This window comes from Vibrio japonicus, from assembly GCF_024582835.1.
GTDB lineage: Bacteria > Pseudomonadota > Gammaproteobacteria > Enterobacterales > Vibrionaceae > Vibrio > Vibrio japonicus.
Window position 1 is genome coordinate 798,357 of the sequence record NZ_CP102096.1, and the last position, 12,955, is coordinate 811,311.

At 44.6% G+C, this 12,955-nt stretch carries 15 protein-coding genes; 6 read left to right on the top strand and 9 right to left on the bottom strand.

Annotated elements, in window-relative coordinates; all coding sequences use genetic code 11:
* Window positions 1-214 precede the first annotated feature (214 nt).
* Window positions 215-1,390 (top strand): DUF2066 domain-containing protein, encoded by a 1,176-nt coding sequence (locus NP165_RS03910; RefSeq protein ID WP_257085013.1) that lies wholly within the window; start codon window positions 215-217, stop codon window positions 1,388-1,390.
* 96 nt (window positions 1,391-1,486) lie between these two features.
* Here NP165_RS03910 and NP165_RS03915 read toward each other — a convergent pair whose 3' ends face one another.
* Genes NP165_RS03915 through bepA form a run of 4 tightly spaced genes read right to left on the bottom strand, consistent with a single transcriptional unit; the run spans window position 1,487 to window position 4,294 of the window.
* A complete protein-coding gene (locus NP165_RS03915; RefSeq protein WP_257085014.1) occupies window positions 1,487-1,912 on the bottom strand; it encodes a DUF2069 domain-containing protein in 426 nt (141 codons plus the stop codon).
* Between the two features lie 2 nt (window positions 1,913-1,914).
* Complete coding sequence (gene wrbA / locus NP165_RS03920) at window positions 1,915-2,484, bottom strand: NAD(P)H:quinone oxidoreductase (RefSeq protein WP_257085015.1); 570 nt, start codon at window positions 2,482-2,484, stop codon at window positions 1,915-1,917.
* On the bottom strand, window positions 2,481-2,825 hold the full coding sequence (gene arsC, locus NP165_RS03925; protein ID WP_257085016.1) for an arsenate reductase (glutaredoxin): 345 nt from the start codon (window positions 2,823-2,825) through the stop codon (window positions 2,481-2,483). The genes wrbA and arsC overlap by 4 nt, the downstream gene beginning before the upstream one ends.
* Window positions 2,826-2,842: 17 nt before the next feature.
* Window positions 2,843-4,294, bottom strand: a complete 1,452-nt coding sequence (gene bepA, locus NP165_RS03930; RefSeq protein WP_257085017.1) for a beta-barrel assembly-enhancing protease — start codon at window positions 4,292-4,294, stop codon at window positions 2,843-2,845.
* A gap of 237 nt (window positions 4,295-4,531) precedes the next feature.
* On the opposite strand from bepA, the gene NP165_RS03935 reads away from it, so the two are divergent.
* Together NP165_RS03935 and NP165_RS03940 are read left to right on the top strand one after the other, a co-directional pair.
* Window positions 4,532-4,759: a sulfurtransferase TusA family protein gene (locus NP165_RS03935; RefSeq protein ID WP_257085018.1), complete on the top strand. Its 228-nt coding sequence runs from the start codon at window positions 4,532-4,534 to the stop codon at window positions 4,757-4,759.
* Window positions 4,760-5,836 carry an AI-2E family transporter gene (locus NP165_RS03940; RefSeq protein WP_257085019.1) on the top strand — a complete coding sequence of 359 codons (1,077 nt, stop codon included), beginning with the start codon at window positions 4,760-4,762 and terminating at the stop codon, window positions 5,834-5,836.
* Window positions 5,837-5,960: 124 nt separating this feature from the next.
* Here NP165_RS03940 and bcp read toward each other — a convergent pair whose 3' ends face one another.
* A complete protein-coding gene (gene bcp / locus NP165_RS03945; protein ID WP_257085020.1) occupies window positions 5,961-6,431 on the bottom strand; it encodes a thioredoxin-dependent thiol peroxidase in 471 nt (156 codons plus the stop codon).
* A 14-nt stretch (window positions 6,432-6,445) separates the two neighbouring features.
* Complete coding sequence (locus tag NP165_RS03950; RefSeq protein WP_257085021.1) at window positions 6,446-6,988, bottom strand: glycine cleavage system transcriptional repressor; 543 nt, start codon at window positions 6,986-6,988, stop codon at window positions 6,446-6,448.
* Between the two features lie 286 nt (window positions 6,989-7,274).
* On the opposite strand from NP165_RS03950, the gene dapA reads away from it, so the two are divergent.
* Together dapA and bamC are read left to right on the top strand one after the other, a co-directional pair.
* Complete coding sequence (gene dapA, locus NP165_RS03955) at window positions 7,275-8,153, top strand: 4-hydroxy-tetrahydrodipicolinate synthase (protein WP_257085022.1); 879 nt, start codon at window positions 7,275-7,277, stop codon at window positions 8,151-8,153.
* A 55-nt stretch (window positions 8,154-8,208) separates the two neighbouring features.
* Entirely contained in the window at window positions 8,209-9,231 is a 1,023-nt protein-coding gene (gene bamC / locus NP165_RS03960; RefSeq protein ID WP_257085023.1) for an outer membrane protein assembly factor BamC, read from the top strand.
* A gap of 131 nt (window positions 9,232-9,362) precedes the next feature.
* Here the strand turns inward: bamC and NP165_RS03965 are convergent, their stop codons facing one another.
* Both NP165_RS03965 and rnt read right to left on the bottom strand, forming a co-directional pair.
* Entirely contained in the window at window positions 9,363-10,688 is a 1,326-nt protein-coding gene (locus NP165_RS03965) for a Na+/H+ antiporter family protein (protein ID WP_257085024.1), read from the bottom strand.
* Window positions 10,689-10,715: 27 nt separating this feature from the next.
* Window positions 10,716-11,375, bottom strand: coding sequence for a ribonuclease T (gene rnt / locus NP165_RS03970; protein WP_257085025.1), 660 nt, complete (start codon window positions 11,373-11,375; stop codon window positions 10,716-10,718).
* 219 nt (window positions 11,376-11,594) lie between these two features.
* Here rnt and motY point away from each other — a divergent pair, with 219 nt between their 5' ends.
* On the top strand, window positions 11,595-12,476 hold the full coding sequence (motY, locus tag NP165_RS03975; RefSeq protein WP_257085026.1) for a flagellar protein MotY: 882 nt from the start codon (window positions 11,595-11,597) through the stop codon (window positions 12,474-12,476).
* A gap of 39 nt (window positions 12,477-12,515) precedes the next feature.
* Here the strand turns inward: motY and NP165_RS03980 are convergent, their stop codons facing one another.
* Window positions 12,516-12,953 carry a DUF2753 domain-containing protein gene (locus NP165_RS03980; RefSeq protein WP_257085027.1) on the bottom strand — a complete coding sequence of 146 codons (438 nt, stop codon included), beginning with the start codon at window positions 12,951-12,953 and terminating at the stop codon, window positions 12,516-12,518.
* Window positions 12,954-12,955: the final 2 nt, after the last annotated feature.

The window sequence follows — 12,955 nt, forward strand, 5'->3', positions numbered from 1 at the left end:
CATGTATAAAATAAAATTCGCGGGATTCTATCACCATCGCAATCGATTGTAATCTAATCAGGATCAATAATTTCTTTTTTGTTTTCGAATTTGTTTACGTTGATGAGCGGTTGGTGATAGTTTTATTTTTTACAAACCAGTCATTTAGTTGCCCACTTTTTGATTGTTGCTTATCATTTGTTGTCGAAATTAAGAATTAAATACTAGGAACGTTATGCGATATCTCGCTCTACTTGCTTTAGCATTCACCGGTTTTCCTGCAATGGCGGTTACTCACGTTGATCTGTTTAAGACGGAAGTTGTACTTGAAAGCACAGTAACCGACGCAGATGAAAAAGCGCGTGTTGAAGGAATGAAGGAAGTCATTGTTAGGGCATCTGGCCAGAAAGAGGCGATCTCGAACAGTGTTGTACAAAAAGCGTTGAGTCAGAGTAGTGACTATCTTGAAAAAATACGTACGAGCCGTGTTGACGGAAAAAATCGAGTCGCAATGGTGTTTAATGACTCACAAATGAAATCGTTGTTGGTTCAGGCAGGACTTCCGCTATGGCCAGAAGAACGTTCAACAATACTGGTTTGGTTAGTCGAGGAGCGTTCGGAACGTGAAATTATCTGGGAACACTCGGACTCTTCAGTACTCAGTGCAATAAGGGATGCCGCTCAACGTAGAGGGTTACCACTGCTTGTACCTGTTGGTGACTTCGCGGATATCACAGGCGTGACAGCTTCTGACTTATGGGGAGGCTTTGCTAAAGTTGTGGGGCAGGCAAGCCAACGTTATCCGGTTGATGCTGTGTTAGTGGTGAAGGGCGAAGGAAGCGACTTACGCTGGACACTATACGATCAAAAACCCGTCGCGATGGGTCAGAGTAAACAAGAAATTGTTTCAGGGGCAAGCAGTGGTGCTCAAGCGGAATCTGATATGGTGAGTGATGTAAGTGACTATTTCGCTGAAAAAAACTCAGTAAAAGTGGCAAGTGAGTCTAAGGCTTCATTAACGGTTCAATTTACAGCACTTAATGATCCTATCAGCTTTTTTATTCTTGAAAGCAAACTTAACCAGCTTAACTCAGTTGCTTCTATTGATGTGATAAACATGCAAGGCGCAAAAGTGGTGCTCAACCTTCATTTACTCTCCTCAAGAGAAGAATTTCAGCAAGAGCTTGTCCGCAGCGTTCCCGTGGTACAGCAAGATAATGCGAATGAAGTGTCTAAGCACAGCGCAATCAGTGGAGAAATCAGTAACGCGGTTGTTGAAGAAGTACCAACTGTGGAGGCATCAGACACTGTTGCTCCGACTCTGACCTTTGAGTGGCAAGGGAAGCCTGAGGCGCGATCCGATAACGCATCAGAAGAGCAAGATAAAGAAGCGACAGTAGACGAAAATTAACTCTCGCTCTTTAGAAAACTGAGTGAATACTCACACAAAGGGCCTGATATTCAGGCCCTTTTTAATTGCTATGTTTGAGTTTGGAAAGAGTCGTGTCTATTTTGACTCAAAACGTTCTTTTTCTTCTTTTTCGACTTTAGATAGTCGCTTTAGCTTCATCCCCAACTCTTTTCCTCGTGCTCGCGCATAAAGAATGTTTCCCAGAAAGGCGATGGTGGTCAGTAATAGCTCAACGACCGCTAACCAGCGTTCACCATCATCAATATACAGAATAGTGAAGCCGTGTAAGAAGTAGAGCATGAGGACAAAATTTGCCCAAGCGTGCGTATAAGGCTTACCTGCTAATATACCCGGAAGTGGCAATAACAGTGGCACAGCCCAAGCAATGGCCAAGGTTGTACTGCTAATATGTGGATGAGGAGAAAGTGACAGCTGCCACAATGCTATCCATGAAAGTAGTGCCAAATTACCAAACAAAGCGAGGAGGCGAAAAAGCTTTGTTTGAGGCTGCATCTCTTGCATCTTTATCTGTCCTTCATTTTTAACGCTGCATGTGCCAACCGCTTGCCTAATTGCTGTGCTAACTCTATCTCTTCAGCGGTTAACCCCGTTTTAGATGAAGAGACAGACGTCGCTCCGTAAGGCGTCCCACCACTAGACGTTGTATGCAATGCGGGTTCAGAGTAGGGAATGCCCAAAATCATCATGCCGTGATGCAATAATGGCAGCATCATACTTTGTAGGGTCGCTTCTTGGCCACCGTGCAAAGTCGAAGATGAACTGAACACGCAGGCAGGTTTGTCGATAAGCTCGCCAGAAACCCAAATCGGCGTAGTTTGATCCCAGAAGTGTTTGAGTGGCGCAGCCATGTTGCCGAACCAAACCGGGCTACCCATCGCTAAACCATTACATTGTTTTAACTCTTGGAGCGTTACAACGGGATCAGGTGACGGGCTCGCACCACTAATCTCTTCAACCGTACGCAATACCGCTTCACAGTTCGGGGTCGATTCAACCCCTCTTGCGATTTGTCTGGCGATACTTCTGGTAGAACCGTGGCGGCTGTAATACAGAATGATTATCTGACAGATCATAGAATCTCTAAAACTTGCTCCGGAGGACGGCCGTGACGCGCTTTTCCATTGTTAACCACGACAGGGCGTTCCATTAGCTTCGGGTTTTCTGCCATGGCTGAAAACAGCTCTTCATCAGAAGCGTCGGCTAGATTAAGCTCTTTATAGATGTCTTCTTTGGTACGCATCATGCCTCTCACTTCATCTAATTCAAGCTGAGCATAAAGTGATTTTAACTCTTCAACACTGAGTGGCGTTTCAAGGTATTTAATGATCTCTGGCTGGACGTTGTTTTCTTCCAGCAGAGCCAGGGTCTGGCGGCTCTTTGAACAGCGTGGATTGTGATAAATCACGACAGACATAAACTTAACTCCTGTTTTTATTGTAAGGCTAAGAAACGTTCTCTTTGAACCATAAGTTGGTCTATCCGAGCATCGTATCTCGCTTGTTGTAAACTTCCTAGCTCAGCGAGTTGACTCGCCTGAGTGTAGTACTGAATGGCTTTATTCCAATTTGCTTTGAGCGCGAGAATCTCTGCACGAGCTGCTAGGTCTTCACTACTGTTACCTGCACGAATATTCGCTTCTGATAGTAAATGCCAGCCATTCACATCATTAGGATTGTCATGGGTGTATCGTTGAAGAACACGTATGGCATCGTCAAATTTTTCAAGCTTTATAAGCACGTTGGCATAGTTGATCGTAATGACGGCGTTATTTGGAGAGGCTTTAAGTGCTTTAACAAGCATGGTTTCCGCTTTACCCGACTGCTCTTGATGAATGTACAAATCCGATAATGCATCGAGATAAAAAGCATTGTTTGGGTCATTTTTTACTAATGCGTGTAGCAGGGTGCTCGCCTGATCTAACTCTTTATTGTCAAGGTGCACTAAGGCTCGCCCATATTGGAACGCGGGTTTCAAGTTGGCTGGTGATTTTTTCTCTGCTCTATCAAACCAATCATGTGCCGCTTTTGCACCCACGTCTGTATAACGTGCAATCACACGAGCGCGAGTAAGGTGGTAGTCTAATGAAGCTGACACATGTGCTTTGGGATAGGATTGAGCTCTGGCTCGGCTATCGGTAATGCGGTCTTCAGGCAATGGGTGGGTGAGCAGCATTGGTGGCGGTTTGCTCGCATAACGATATTCGTCGGCTAATCGGCCAAAAAATCGCGGCATCGCCTGAGCTTCGAACCCAGCTTTTGCTAGTGTTGCTATACCGAAGTTATCCGCTTCTTTCTCATTACTACGGGTGTAGTTAATCTGGCCTTGCATATTACCTGCAGTTGTCGCTGTAATCGCTGCCATACCCGCTTGTGGAGACGCAATAGCAAGCAGTAACGATCCGGCTAAGGCTGCGATCGTCGCTGGTGTTCGTTTGGCTTGCTCTTCCATACTACGAGCGAGATGTCGCTGGGTCACGTGAGCTATTTCGTGAGCAACAACGGACGCAAGTTCACTTTCGCTTTGCGCATGAAGAAATAGACCAGAATGTAACGCGACATAACCGCCAAAAAAGGCAAATGCGTTGATGTTCCTGTCGCGAATCATGAAGAAAGTAAACGGTGTTTTCACATCGTCCGCTTTCGCAACCAGCTGGTGTCCTAAGTTACTGATGTACTCATTTATAACGGGGTCGTTAACAATCGGTTTGCCACTGCGAAGCATACGCATATAGGCATCACCGTATTGCAGTTCTTGAGCGATGGACAAAGTACCACTAGCCGTTGTTCCTATATCCGGAAGTTCGAGGCTGTTAGCCATTGTTGATGGCGAGATGAGAGCCGAAGCAATACAAAGGCACAGCAATGAACGCGTACGTTTAAACATAAATTGTAAATGATACTCCGTTGAAATAGTTGTCTAGACCATGGTTGTTGGTTTGACAGATATATCTTTTGACACCGCTTCAGTCGGAAGGTTTCCCAAACTGCGACTTACATCTAAAGTACTGCGCCTCTTTGGTTCGTCAGAAGTAAGTTAAAGTGTACAGACGGTTTCTATTTACACTGACGCGTGTAAAAAAACACTATACAATGCTCAACATGATAAGCATCGAGCGAAAGAATGGAACCTAATATTTTGGATTTACGCCAAGAGCGATGCCCATTGGCGCTGTTACTTGCTAAACGTCACACTAATGGGTTAGAAATTGGCGAAGAAATCCACATTTTAGTTAGTGACCCTAGCTCGTTTAGTGATATAAAGAAATATCTTCAAAAGCAAATGGTTAAATTGACTTGTGAAGATTTGGATGGCTACTTCCGTATGCACGTGACGAAGGAAATTTGTTAAATGTTTGAAATGGTAAGTCGTTGGTATAAACGACGCTTCTCGGATCCTCACGCAGCCAGTCTTATTGCCATTCTTCTATTTGGTTTTATTACTATCTATTTCTTTGGCAACCTGATTGCACCATTACTTGTGGCGATAGTGCTTGCTTATCTTTTAGAGTGGCCAGTTGTACAATTATCTCGCGTAGGCATTCCTCGTACACTCGCAGTCATCTTTGTCGTTTTAGGCTTTATTAGCGTTATGCTAATTGCCGTATTTGGTTTAGTTCCGACTATTTGGAATCAGGTGGGTAACCTCATTAATGATATTCCAACTATGTACGGCGGCTTGCAAAAAGTCATTGCGGAACTTCCTAAGCGCTACCCTGAACTTGAAAATTTAGAAATTGTTGAGTCCATTGCAACGAATGCCAAAAACCAAGTGCTAATAATGGGAGAGTCCGTTTTAAAAGGCTCTTTGGCGTCACTGGTGAGCATAGCAACGTTAGCGGTTTACTTGATTTTAGTGCCTCTACTCGTGTTCTTTTTGCTAAAAGACAAACAAGAGATGATCCAAATGGCGAGTGGTATTCTGCCGCGTAATCGTCGTCTTGCTAACAAAGTATGGCTTGAGATGAACGAGCAGATCTCCAACTATATTCGCGGCAAAGTGATGGAAATTCTGATTGTAGGTGGCATCAGCTACATCACGTTTGCCATCTTAGATCTTCGCTACTCTGTATTGCTAGCGGTCGCTGTTGGATTGTCTGTACTCATCCCTTACATAGGTGCGGCAGCAGTGACTGTCCCCGTCGCAATGGTCGGTTTGTTCCAATGGGGGCTGACGTCAGATTTTTATTGGCTTTTATTGGCATACGGAATTATTCAAGCGTTAGATGGCAATGTACTTGTGCCGGTCTTATTTTCTGAAGCGGTGAATTTGCATCCTGTCGCTATCATTATCGCTGTACTTGTTTTTGGCGGTTTGTGGGGCTTCTGGGGCGTCTTTTTTGCCATTCCTCTTGCGACTTTAGTCAAAGCCGTTTGGCACGCACTTCCAAGTTCTGATGAAGATGACGAGAAACAAGCCGAAGCGTAGTGGATGAAACTTTTGACGTAAGCATTTGATAGGCTGAAAGGCTAAACTTGCTAAGGTCATGTTTGGATCGACAATGAAAAACGCCAGCATTTCGCTGGCGTTATGTATTTATGTATAAAACAACTTATTTGTTTTCGTTCAGGTAATTCAGAACCACTTCGTGGTGATCTTTTGTCTTGAATTTATTGAACACGTGCTCAATCACACCATCTTCATTAATTAGGAAGCTGATACGGTGTAGGCCATCATAAACCTTACCCATAAATTTTTTCTCGCCCCATACGCCGAACTGCTCAGCAACCGCATGATCTTCGTCTGAAAGCAGCGTGAAGTTTAGGTTATCGCGCTCAATGAACTTACCCAGACGTTTTACAGGATCAATACTGACGCCCAGTACAACGACATTGTGTGCATCCAATTCGGCTTTTACATCACGCAAGCCCTGAGCTTGTACTGTACAGCCTGGTGTCATTGCTTTCGGGTAAAAGTAAAACAGGACTTTTTTGCCCGCGAAGTCAGAAAGTGCCACTGTATTACCATCTTGGTCTAGCAGTGAAAAGGCTGGGGCTGGAGCGCCTGCAGTTAGGGTGTTCATTATTTTTCCTTTATCTATTGGCTGTTTTTAATGAAATTTAATGAGCCTTGCACGTTTAACTCTTTGCAAAGCTGCTCAAACTCTTCTTGAAGCTGCATTAAGTTACACTCGGAATCGACAATTGCAGTCATGGCTATGTGGAACTGGTTGGAATCGGTTGCCAGCTTTTCTTTTCCAATCGTCTGTGCACTCAACGATGAAAGGCCAATCTCTTTATTAGCAAAAAACTGCGTAAAGTGCTCGGTAAGGCCGGGTTTATCATCGGACTCAATGAAAACTTCAAGAGTGTAAGAGCTATCAAGAGGCTCATGGGTGGAAGTCCGCTTCATGATGGTAATCAGGCTTTGTTCCTGTCCCAGAAGAGGAAGCGTTGTTTCAACGCGAGTAATGGCCCCGTTAGTACCAGAGAGCAGCATGATTAAGGTGAATTCATTACCAAATAGGGCAATGCGACTATCAACAATGTTGCATCCGGACTGTGTTACCAGGTGAACAACTTGGTTGCACACCCCTGGGCGGTCTGTTCCTACCGCAGTAATCACCAAATGTTGAGTCATAGTATCACTTCTATCTTGTTAGGATTATTAATACGTTAGCTTAGCACATATGGCGGCCAGAAAAATGGGGCTACCGCGCTTTAGAATCATTTTTAGTCAGTTGTTCTTTGCCGGCGAATTTCCTTACTCTGGACTGACATCTCCGCAAATAAAAGGCGTAATTTGCCAGATATCTAACATCTGATAAATATTCATTCATTTAGGTGATTTAAGCGGTGTTAAGCGCTTGTCTTTTTCAATCGCCTTACAGTACCATGCAGAAAGCCAAGAAATGAGGGAGAAGGACATGTTTTCAGGAAGTATCGTAGCGTTAATTACACCGTTTAATCGTGATGGTGAAGTTGATTATGGCAGCTTGAAGAGGCTGGTTGACTATCATGTAGAGTCTGGTTCAGACGGTATTGTAGCGGTTGGAACGACGGGTGAGTCGTCAACGCTTACAGTTGAAGAGCATGTCAAAGTTGTCCTAAAAACAGTAGAGTTTGCTGATGGCCGTATTCCAATCATTGCTGGAACTGGCGCGAATGCCACTCATGAATCTGTAACGTTCAGCCGTTTGCTTAATAATTCGGGCATCTCTGGTTGTTTAAGTGTGACACCTTATTACAACAAGCCTACGCAAGAGGGTTTGTACCTGCACTATAAAGCGATAGCTGAAGAAAGTGACGTACCACAAATTCTGTACAATGTACCAGGAAGAACGGCGGTAGATCTGCACCCAGAGACAGTGGCACGTCTATCCGAAATTGATAACATCGTTGCATTAAAAGATGCGACCGGTGATTTAAGCAGAATTGCAATTCATCGTGAACTTTGTGGCGAAGATTTTATCTTACTAAGTGGTGATGATGCGACGGGCCTAGATTTTGTTAAGCAAGGCGGCCAAGGTGTAATCTCTGTAACGAATAATATTGCAGCAGCAGATATGGCGACAATGTTCAGACTTGCGAGAGAAGGTAGGTTTGAAGAAGCTGAAGTGATTAATCAGCGATTAATGCCTCTTCACAAAAACCTGTTTATTGAGTCCAGCCCGATCCCAGTAAAATGGGCCGCACACAAAATGGGTTTGATTGCGAACGGCAGCCTTCGATTGCCAATGACGGAACTGTCCGAAAGTGCTCGTCCGATTGTTGCTCAAGCAATGGTGGAAGCTTGCATCTGCTAAATTTTAGATGATATGCCGAAGTGAGTTCTTCGGCATTTACTTATCAGGAGTTTCAATGAAATTGTCACGTCAGCTAGTACTAAGTTCGCTAGCTGTTTTTGTTTTATCCGCATGTTCAAGTAGCCCTACACAGCGACGTCAGGCGAAAGATGACTTCGAATATTTGAATACCACTCCGCTGAAAGTGTGGAAATTGGCGGATGATGCCACTCCGCAGTTTTATGCTAACTACAATATCCCTCAAGGTGACTTTAAAGGCGGCGTTGGACAAAATGTTGATATTCGTCCTCCTCAGGAAGTCTTGGAGCTGATTCCCGGTGCACGCGTCGAAAGCAAGCTTGGTGAAACGACACTTTGGCTGCTGCGTGAAGATGAATTAGAGAAAGTTTGGCAAACGGCATTAGGCATGCTCGATAGACGAGATATTGGTATTCGTGAGCAAAGTGATTCTAAGATCGTTACTGACTGGGTGGTATGGAAATCAGAAGATGAAGATACCGACGTCGGCGCACGTTATGAAATCAGAAAAGTAGAAAGTAACGGTCGCTATGGCTTCCATTTATCTCTGATTGACTGGCAGCAGGGCGGCGTGGAAAAAACGATTACGTCTACCAATAAAGAGCGTTATAACACGCTTATGACGAATTTGGTGACGGCTCGTTACGATCTTGAGTTGCGCGAAGAAGCGGCAAGAAAAGCCCAAGAGTTAGTGAAATACATTCCAATCACCATGGGCTCGGACCGAAGTGGCTTCCCTGTGATTATTGCGCGTACGTCATACGATACGTTGTGGCCGCGTCTACCAGCATTGTTGCCAAAGTTTGGTTTTACTATCGAAGAGCGTAACCAGTCTCAAGGTACGATAAAAGCGAAATATTCATCTCCAGATGACGAGTTTTGGGAAGATATTGGCGTGAAACCGATCGAGCTAAAATCGGGTGTTTACACCTTCTTGTTAGGCGATTTAGGAAACCGTACATCCATTAACGTGACCGACTCTTCAGGTAAACCTGTTGAAGAACAGTTACTGAAAGATATGGCACCTGTCATTAGTGCTGTGATTTCGAAACAAGATTAATCATTAGCAGTGAAACCTCGCTAAAACTTACTTTTCGCTTGGTTATTGTTGCGGTTTATAGATTGGCTAATCTTAGATGAAAAAAAAGCTGACCCATTGAAGGTCAGCTTTTTTGTATGTGCGGGATAGGGCTACAGAATCATTGCTGCAATCCAGCCGAAAACGATAAGTGGGATATTGTAGTGAATAAATGTTGGTACTACTGTTTCCCAGATATGTTCGTGTTGTTCATCGGCATTTAGACCAGATGTCGGACCTAGCGTCGAATCTGACGCTGGGGAGCCCGCATCACCGAGTGCTGCCGCTGTACCGACTAGTGCTACTGTTGCCATTGGTGAGAAGCCAAATGCAAGTGCTAGTGGGACATAGATTGTGGCAATAATTGGAATGGTCGAGAACGAAGAACCAATGCCCATAGTGACCAATAAACCGACAACGAGCATCAGTAGGGCAGCCAGTGGTTTGTTGTCTCCGATGCTGGTGGACAGCGCTTCCACTAATGATTCCACGCCACCCGTTTGTTTCATCACGGCGGCAAAACCTGCTGCGGCAATCATGATGAAACCAATCATTGCCATCATGTGAACGCCTTTTGTGAATACGTCGTGGGTTTCTTTCCACTTAATCACACCACCAAATGTGAACACCATAAAGCCCGCTAGTCCACCAATGATCATTGAACCCGTAGAAAGCTGCGCAGATAGAGCCACAACGATACCTATTACAGCCACAAGAATACTCTTCTTGTTTATGTGGTCCATATTAGTGTCCACATGGGTCAGCTCTGTTTCTTTGTATTCACGAGGTTTACGGTAGCTGAAGAAAATCGCAATGAGTAAACCAAAAATCATACCAGCGGCAGGGAGTAGCATCGCAACGGGAACTTGGCTTGCGGTGACATTTTCCAGGCCGTTGTCATGCAGGTTCTTCAGCAAAATATTGTTTAGGAAGATACCACCAAACCCGACAGGAAGAACCATGTACGGAGTGACAAGACCAAACGTTAACACACATGCAATCATTCGACGATCGAGTCTAAGTTTCGCAAATACGCCCAACAAAGGTGGAATGAGAATTGGGATAAAGGCGATATGCACAGGAATAACGTTTTGGGAAGACATGGTGACAAGCACTAGCGCGATTAAAACCGCGTACTTCATGCCAGTCGAAGCGGCGCTGTTTTCTTGGCCGTGAATACGTTTGATGACGCTATTCGCGAGCAGGTCAGTAATCCCTGACTTTGAAATGGCGACAGCAAAAGTACCGAGCATGGCATAGCTTAGTGCAATGGTCGCGCCGCCACCTAATCCACTTTCGAATGCAGAGACAGCATCGTTAAGGCTCATGCCTGATACGAGTCCACCAACAATGGCGCTAAATGTCAGAGCAACCACGACATTCACGCGCATCAGTGCCAGCAGCAGCATGATACATACGGAAATTACAACTGGGTTCATATTATTCTCATTGGTTGTGTTTACATTTTATTTATTGTTATCGGTATCAGTATTAATGAGTGGCCAACCGCCTAGGTTTTTCCACTTATTAACTATACCGCAAAAAAGTTCAGCCGTTTTTTGTGTGTCGTATAGGGCTGAGTGAGCTTCTTTGTTGTCAAATTCTATCCCTGCGGTTTTGCACGCTTTAGCCAAAACGGTTTGGCCATAGGCTAAGCCACTGAGTGTCGCTGTATCAAAAGTCGCAAAAGGATGAAAAGGGACCCGTTTTAGTTGGCTGCGCGTACTGGCCGCCATAACAAAACTGTGATCAAAGGTTGCGTTATGGGCAACAATAATGGCGCGGCTACAATCCGCCGCTTTTTGTTCTTTGCGAACAAGTTTATAGATTTCTTTTAGTGCCTCAGACTCTGTGACCGCACCACGCAGTGGGCTAAACGGATCACGGATGCCATTAAATTCCAGTGCTTCTTTTTCTAAGTTTGCACCTTCGAAAGGCTCGACATGAAAGTGAATGGTTGACGCTGGATGGAGATCGCCGTTTTCATCCATTTGTAAGGTAACGGCACAGATTTCTAAAAGTGCATCAGTTTGAGAATTGAATCCTGCGGTTTCTACGTCGATAACCACAGGAAAATAGCCGCGAAATCGTTTTTTCAGCGTCAATGCTTCGTTTTCTACAGTCATGTTGGCTCAAAATTGTGTGACAAGGACGGCATTATTGCAGATTCTTACAGTAAGAAAAACCGGATTATTGAATTAATATTAGTCGATTAGTGGCGGTTTATTTGAGGGCAATTTAGCCAGTAGGGAATAGGACTTGGCTGAGTTTTTGCATTGCTGTTTGGTGTATCAACAAAAAGCGGCAAATTCACGCCTTGCCGAGTTTAAAGAGAAGTCTCCCCGATGAAAAAACTGCTTGCCACAGGACTTACACTAACGATTGCCACGGTATCTTACTCGGCAATGGCGACGGATGTCCGCTACGCTGCATCACCTCAACAATCACAGTGGCAAATGTTGACCAACACACCATTGGAATGCCGTCTTGTACATCCGATTCCAAATTATGGTGATGCGGTATTTTCATCACGTGCGAGTAAAAAAATAAACCTCGATTTCGAGTTAAAGATGAAGCGCCCGATGGGCGAAACTCGGGATGTTTCTTTGGTTTCTATGCCACCCGCTTGGAGGGCAGGAGAAGGGGCTGAGCGCATTACGGATATTCGTTTTTTTCAGCAGTTCGATGGTTACGTTGGTGGGCAAACGGCTTGGAGTATTCTTAGCGAGCTAGAACAAGGTCGATACCCAACCTTTAGTTATCAAGAGTGGCAAAGACGTGATCAACGTGTAGAAGTTGCCCTTTCTTCTGTGCTTTTTCAGCCGTCTTACAATGCATTTAGTGACTGTATTGCCAACCTTTTACCATACAGCTTTGAGGATATTGCTTTCACAATCCTTCACTATGATCGCTCAAGTGTGGAGCTCAACAAACGTTCCCAGAAACGACTTGCGCAAATTGCAGAATATATAAAGCATAATCAGGATATTGATCTGGTATTAGTCTCGACGTATACCGCGTCAGAAGAATCCCAAAGCGCGAGTCAAAGCTTATCTGATCAACGTGCAGAAGTGTTACAAGAGTATTTTAAGTCTCTAGGGTTACCTGAAGACCGCATTCAGGTGCAGGGTTACGGTAAGCGACGCCCAATCGCAGATAATGCTTCGCCAATTGGTAGAGACAAAAACCGTAGGGTGGTGATCTCTCTGGGGCGTACCAACGTTTAATGGTTCCATGCCCCGCTACTGAAAATGTAGGTGGTGGGGCTAAGTTAATCTAAATTTCGCGATCAAGTTACAGTTCGTCACTGTATCAATATCTTGGACGAGTTGCGCTATCTTCGGGTTTGGATGCCTTTTCATAAAGTCTATCAGCGCTTTTCTACAGCACCCCATAGAATCAATAAATGCACTGCAATCAGATTTAGGGCATTGGGGGACAAGCGTTAACACCTTCTCAGAGGCTAACTGAAGATATTTCAGCTCATATTTGGTCTCACCAACGTTTCGCCAGAAGGTGGCCATGTTGTGGCATGAAATCACTGAGATCATTAGCCTGTCTTCGACGTCGACCTCATCTTCTTCACTTAGTCGCTCACTGAGTGTCAGCGCTTGTTGATAGTGAAGGATGCTACGCAGATGATCGTTATCTTTAAGTGCGACATCAGCCAGTAAAGTATGTTTTTCCCATTCTGATATGCCCATCA

Excerpts from the sequence above, each read along its gene's own strand:
- NP165_RS03910 (WP_257085013.1), top strand. The coding sequence starts at position 215 with ATGCGATATCTCGCTCTACTTGCTTTAGCATTCACCGGTTTTCCTGCA.
- NP165_RS03915 (WP_257085014.1), bottom strand. The coding sequence starts at position 1,912 with ATGCAAGAGATGCAGCCTCAAACAAAGCTTTTTCGCCTCCTCGCTTTG.
- wrbA (WP_257085015.1), bottom strand. The coding sequence starts at position 2,484 with ATGATCTGTCAGATAATCATTCTGTATTACAGCCGCCACGGTTCTACC.
- arsC (WP_257085016.1), bottom strand. The coding sequence starts at position 2,825 with ATGTCTGTCGTGATTTATCACAATCCACGCTGTTCAAAGAGCCGCCAG.
- bepA (WP_257085017.1), bottom strand. The coding sequence starts at position 4,294 with ATGTTTAAACGTACGCGTTCATTGCTGTGCCTTTGTATTGCTTCGGCT.
- NP165_RS03935 (WP_257085018.1), top strand. The coding sequence starts at position 4,532 with ATGGAACCTAATATTTTGGATTTACGCCAAGAGCGATGCCCATTGGCG.
- NP165_RS03940 (WP_257085019.1), top strand. The coding sequence starts at position 4,760 with ATGTTTGAAATGGTAAGTCGTTGGTATAAACGACGCTTCTCGGATCCT.
- bcp (WP_257085020.1), bottom strand. The coding sequence starts at position 6,431 with ATGAACACCCTAACTGCAGGCGCTCCAGCCCCAGCCTTTTCACTGCTA.
- NP165_RS03950 (WP_257085021.1), bottom strand. The coding sequence starts at position 6,988 with ATGACTCAACATTTGGTGATTACTGCGGTAGGAACAGACCGCCCAGGG.
- dapA (WP_257085022.1), top strand. The coding sequence starts at position 7,275 with ATGTTTTCAGGAAGTATCGTAGCGTTAATTACACCGTTTAATCGTGAT.
- bamC (WP_257085023.1), top strand. The coding sequence starts at position 8,209 with ATGAAATTGTCACGTCAGCTAGTACTAAGTTCGCTAGCTGTTTTTGTT.
- NP165_RS03965 (WP_257085024.1), bottom strand. The coding sequence starts at position 10,688 with ATGAACCCAGTTGTAATTTCCGTATGTATCATGCTGCTGCTGGCACTG.
- rnt (WP_257085025.1), bottom strand. The coding sequence starts at position 11,375 with ATGACTGTAGAAAACGAAGCATTGACGCTGAAAAAACGATTTCGCGGC.
- motY (WP_257085026.1), top strand. The coding sequence starts at position 11,595 with ATGAAAAAACTGCTTGCCACAGGACTTACACTAACGATTGCCACGGTA.
- NP165_RS03980 (WP_257085027.1), bottom strand. The coding sequence starts at position 12,953 with ATGGGCATATCAGAATGGGAAAAACATACTTTACTGGCTGATGTCGCA.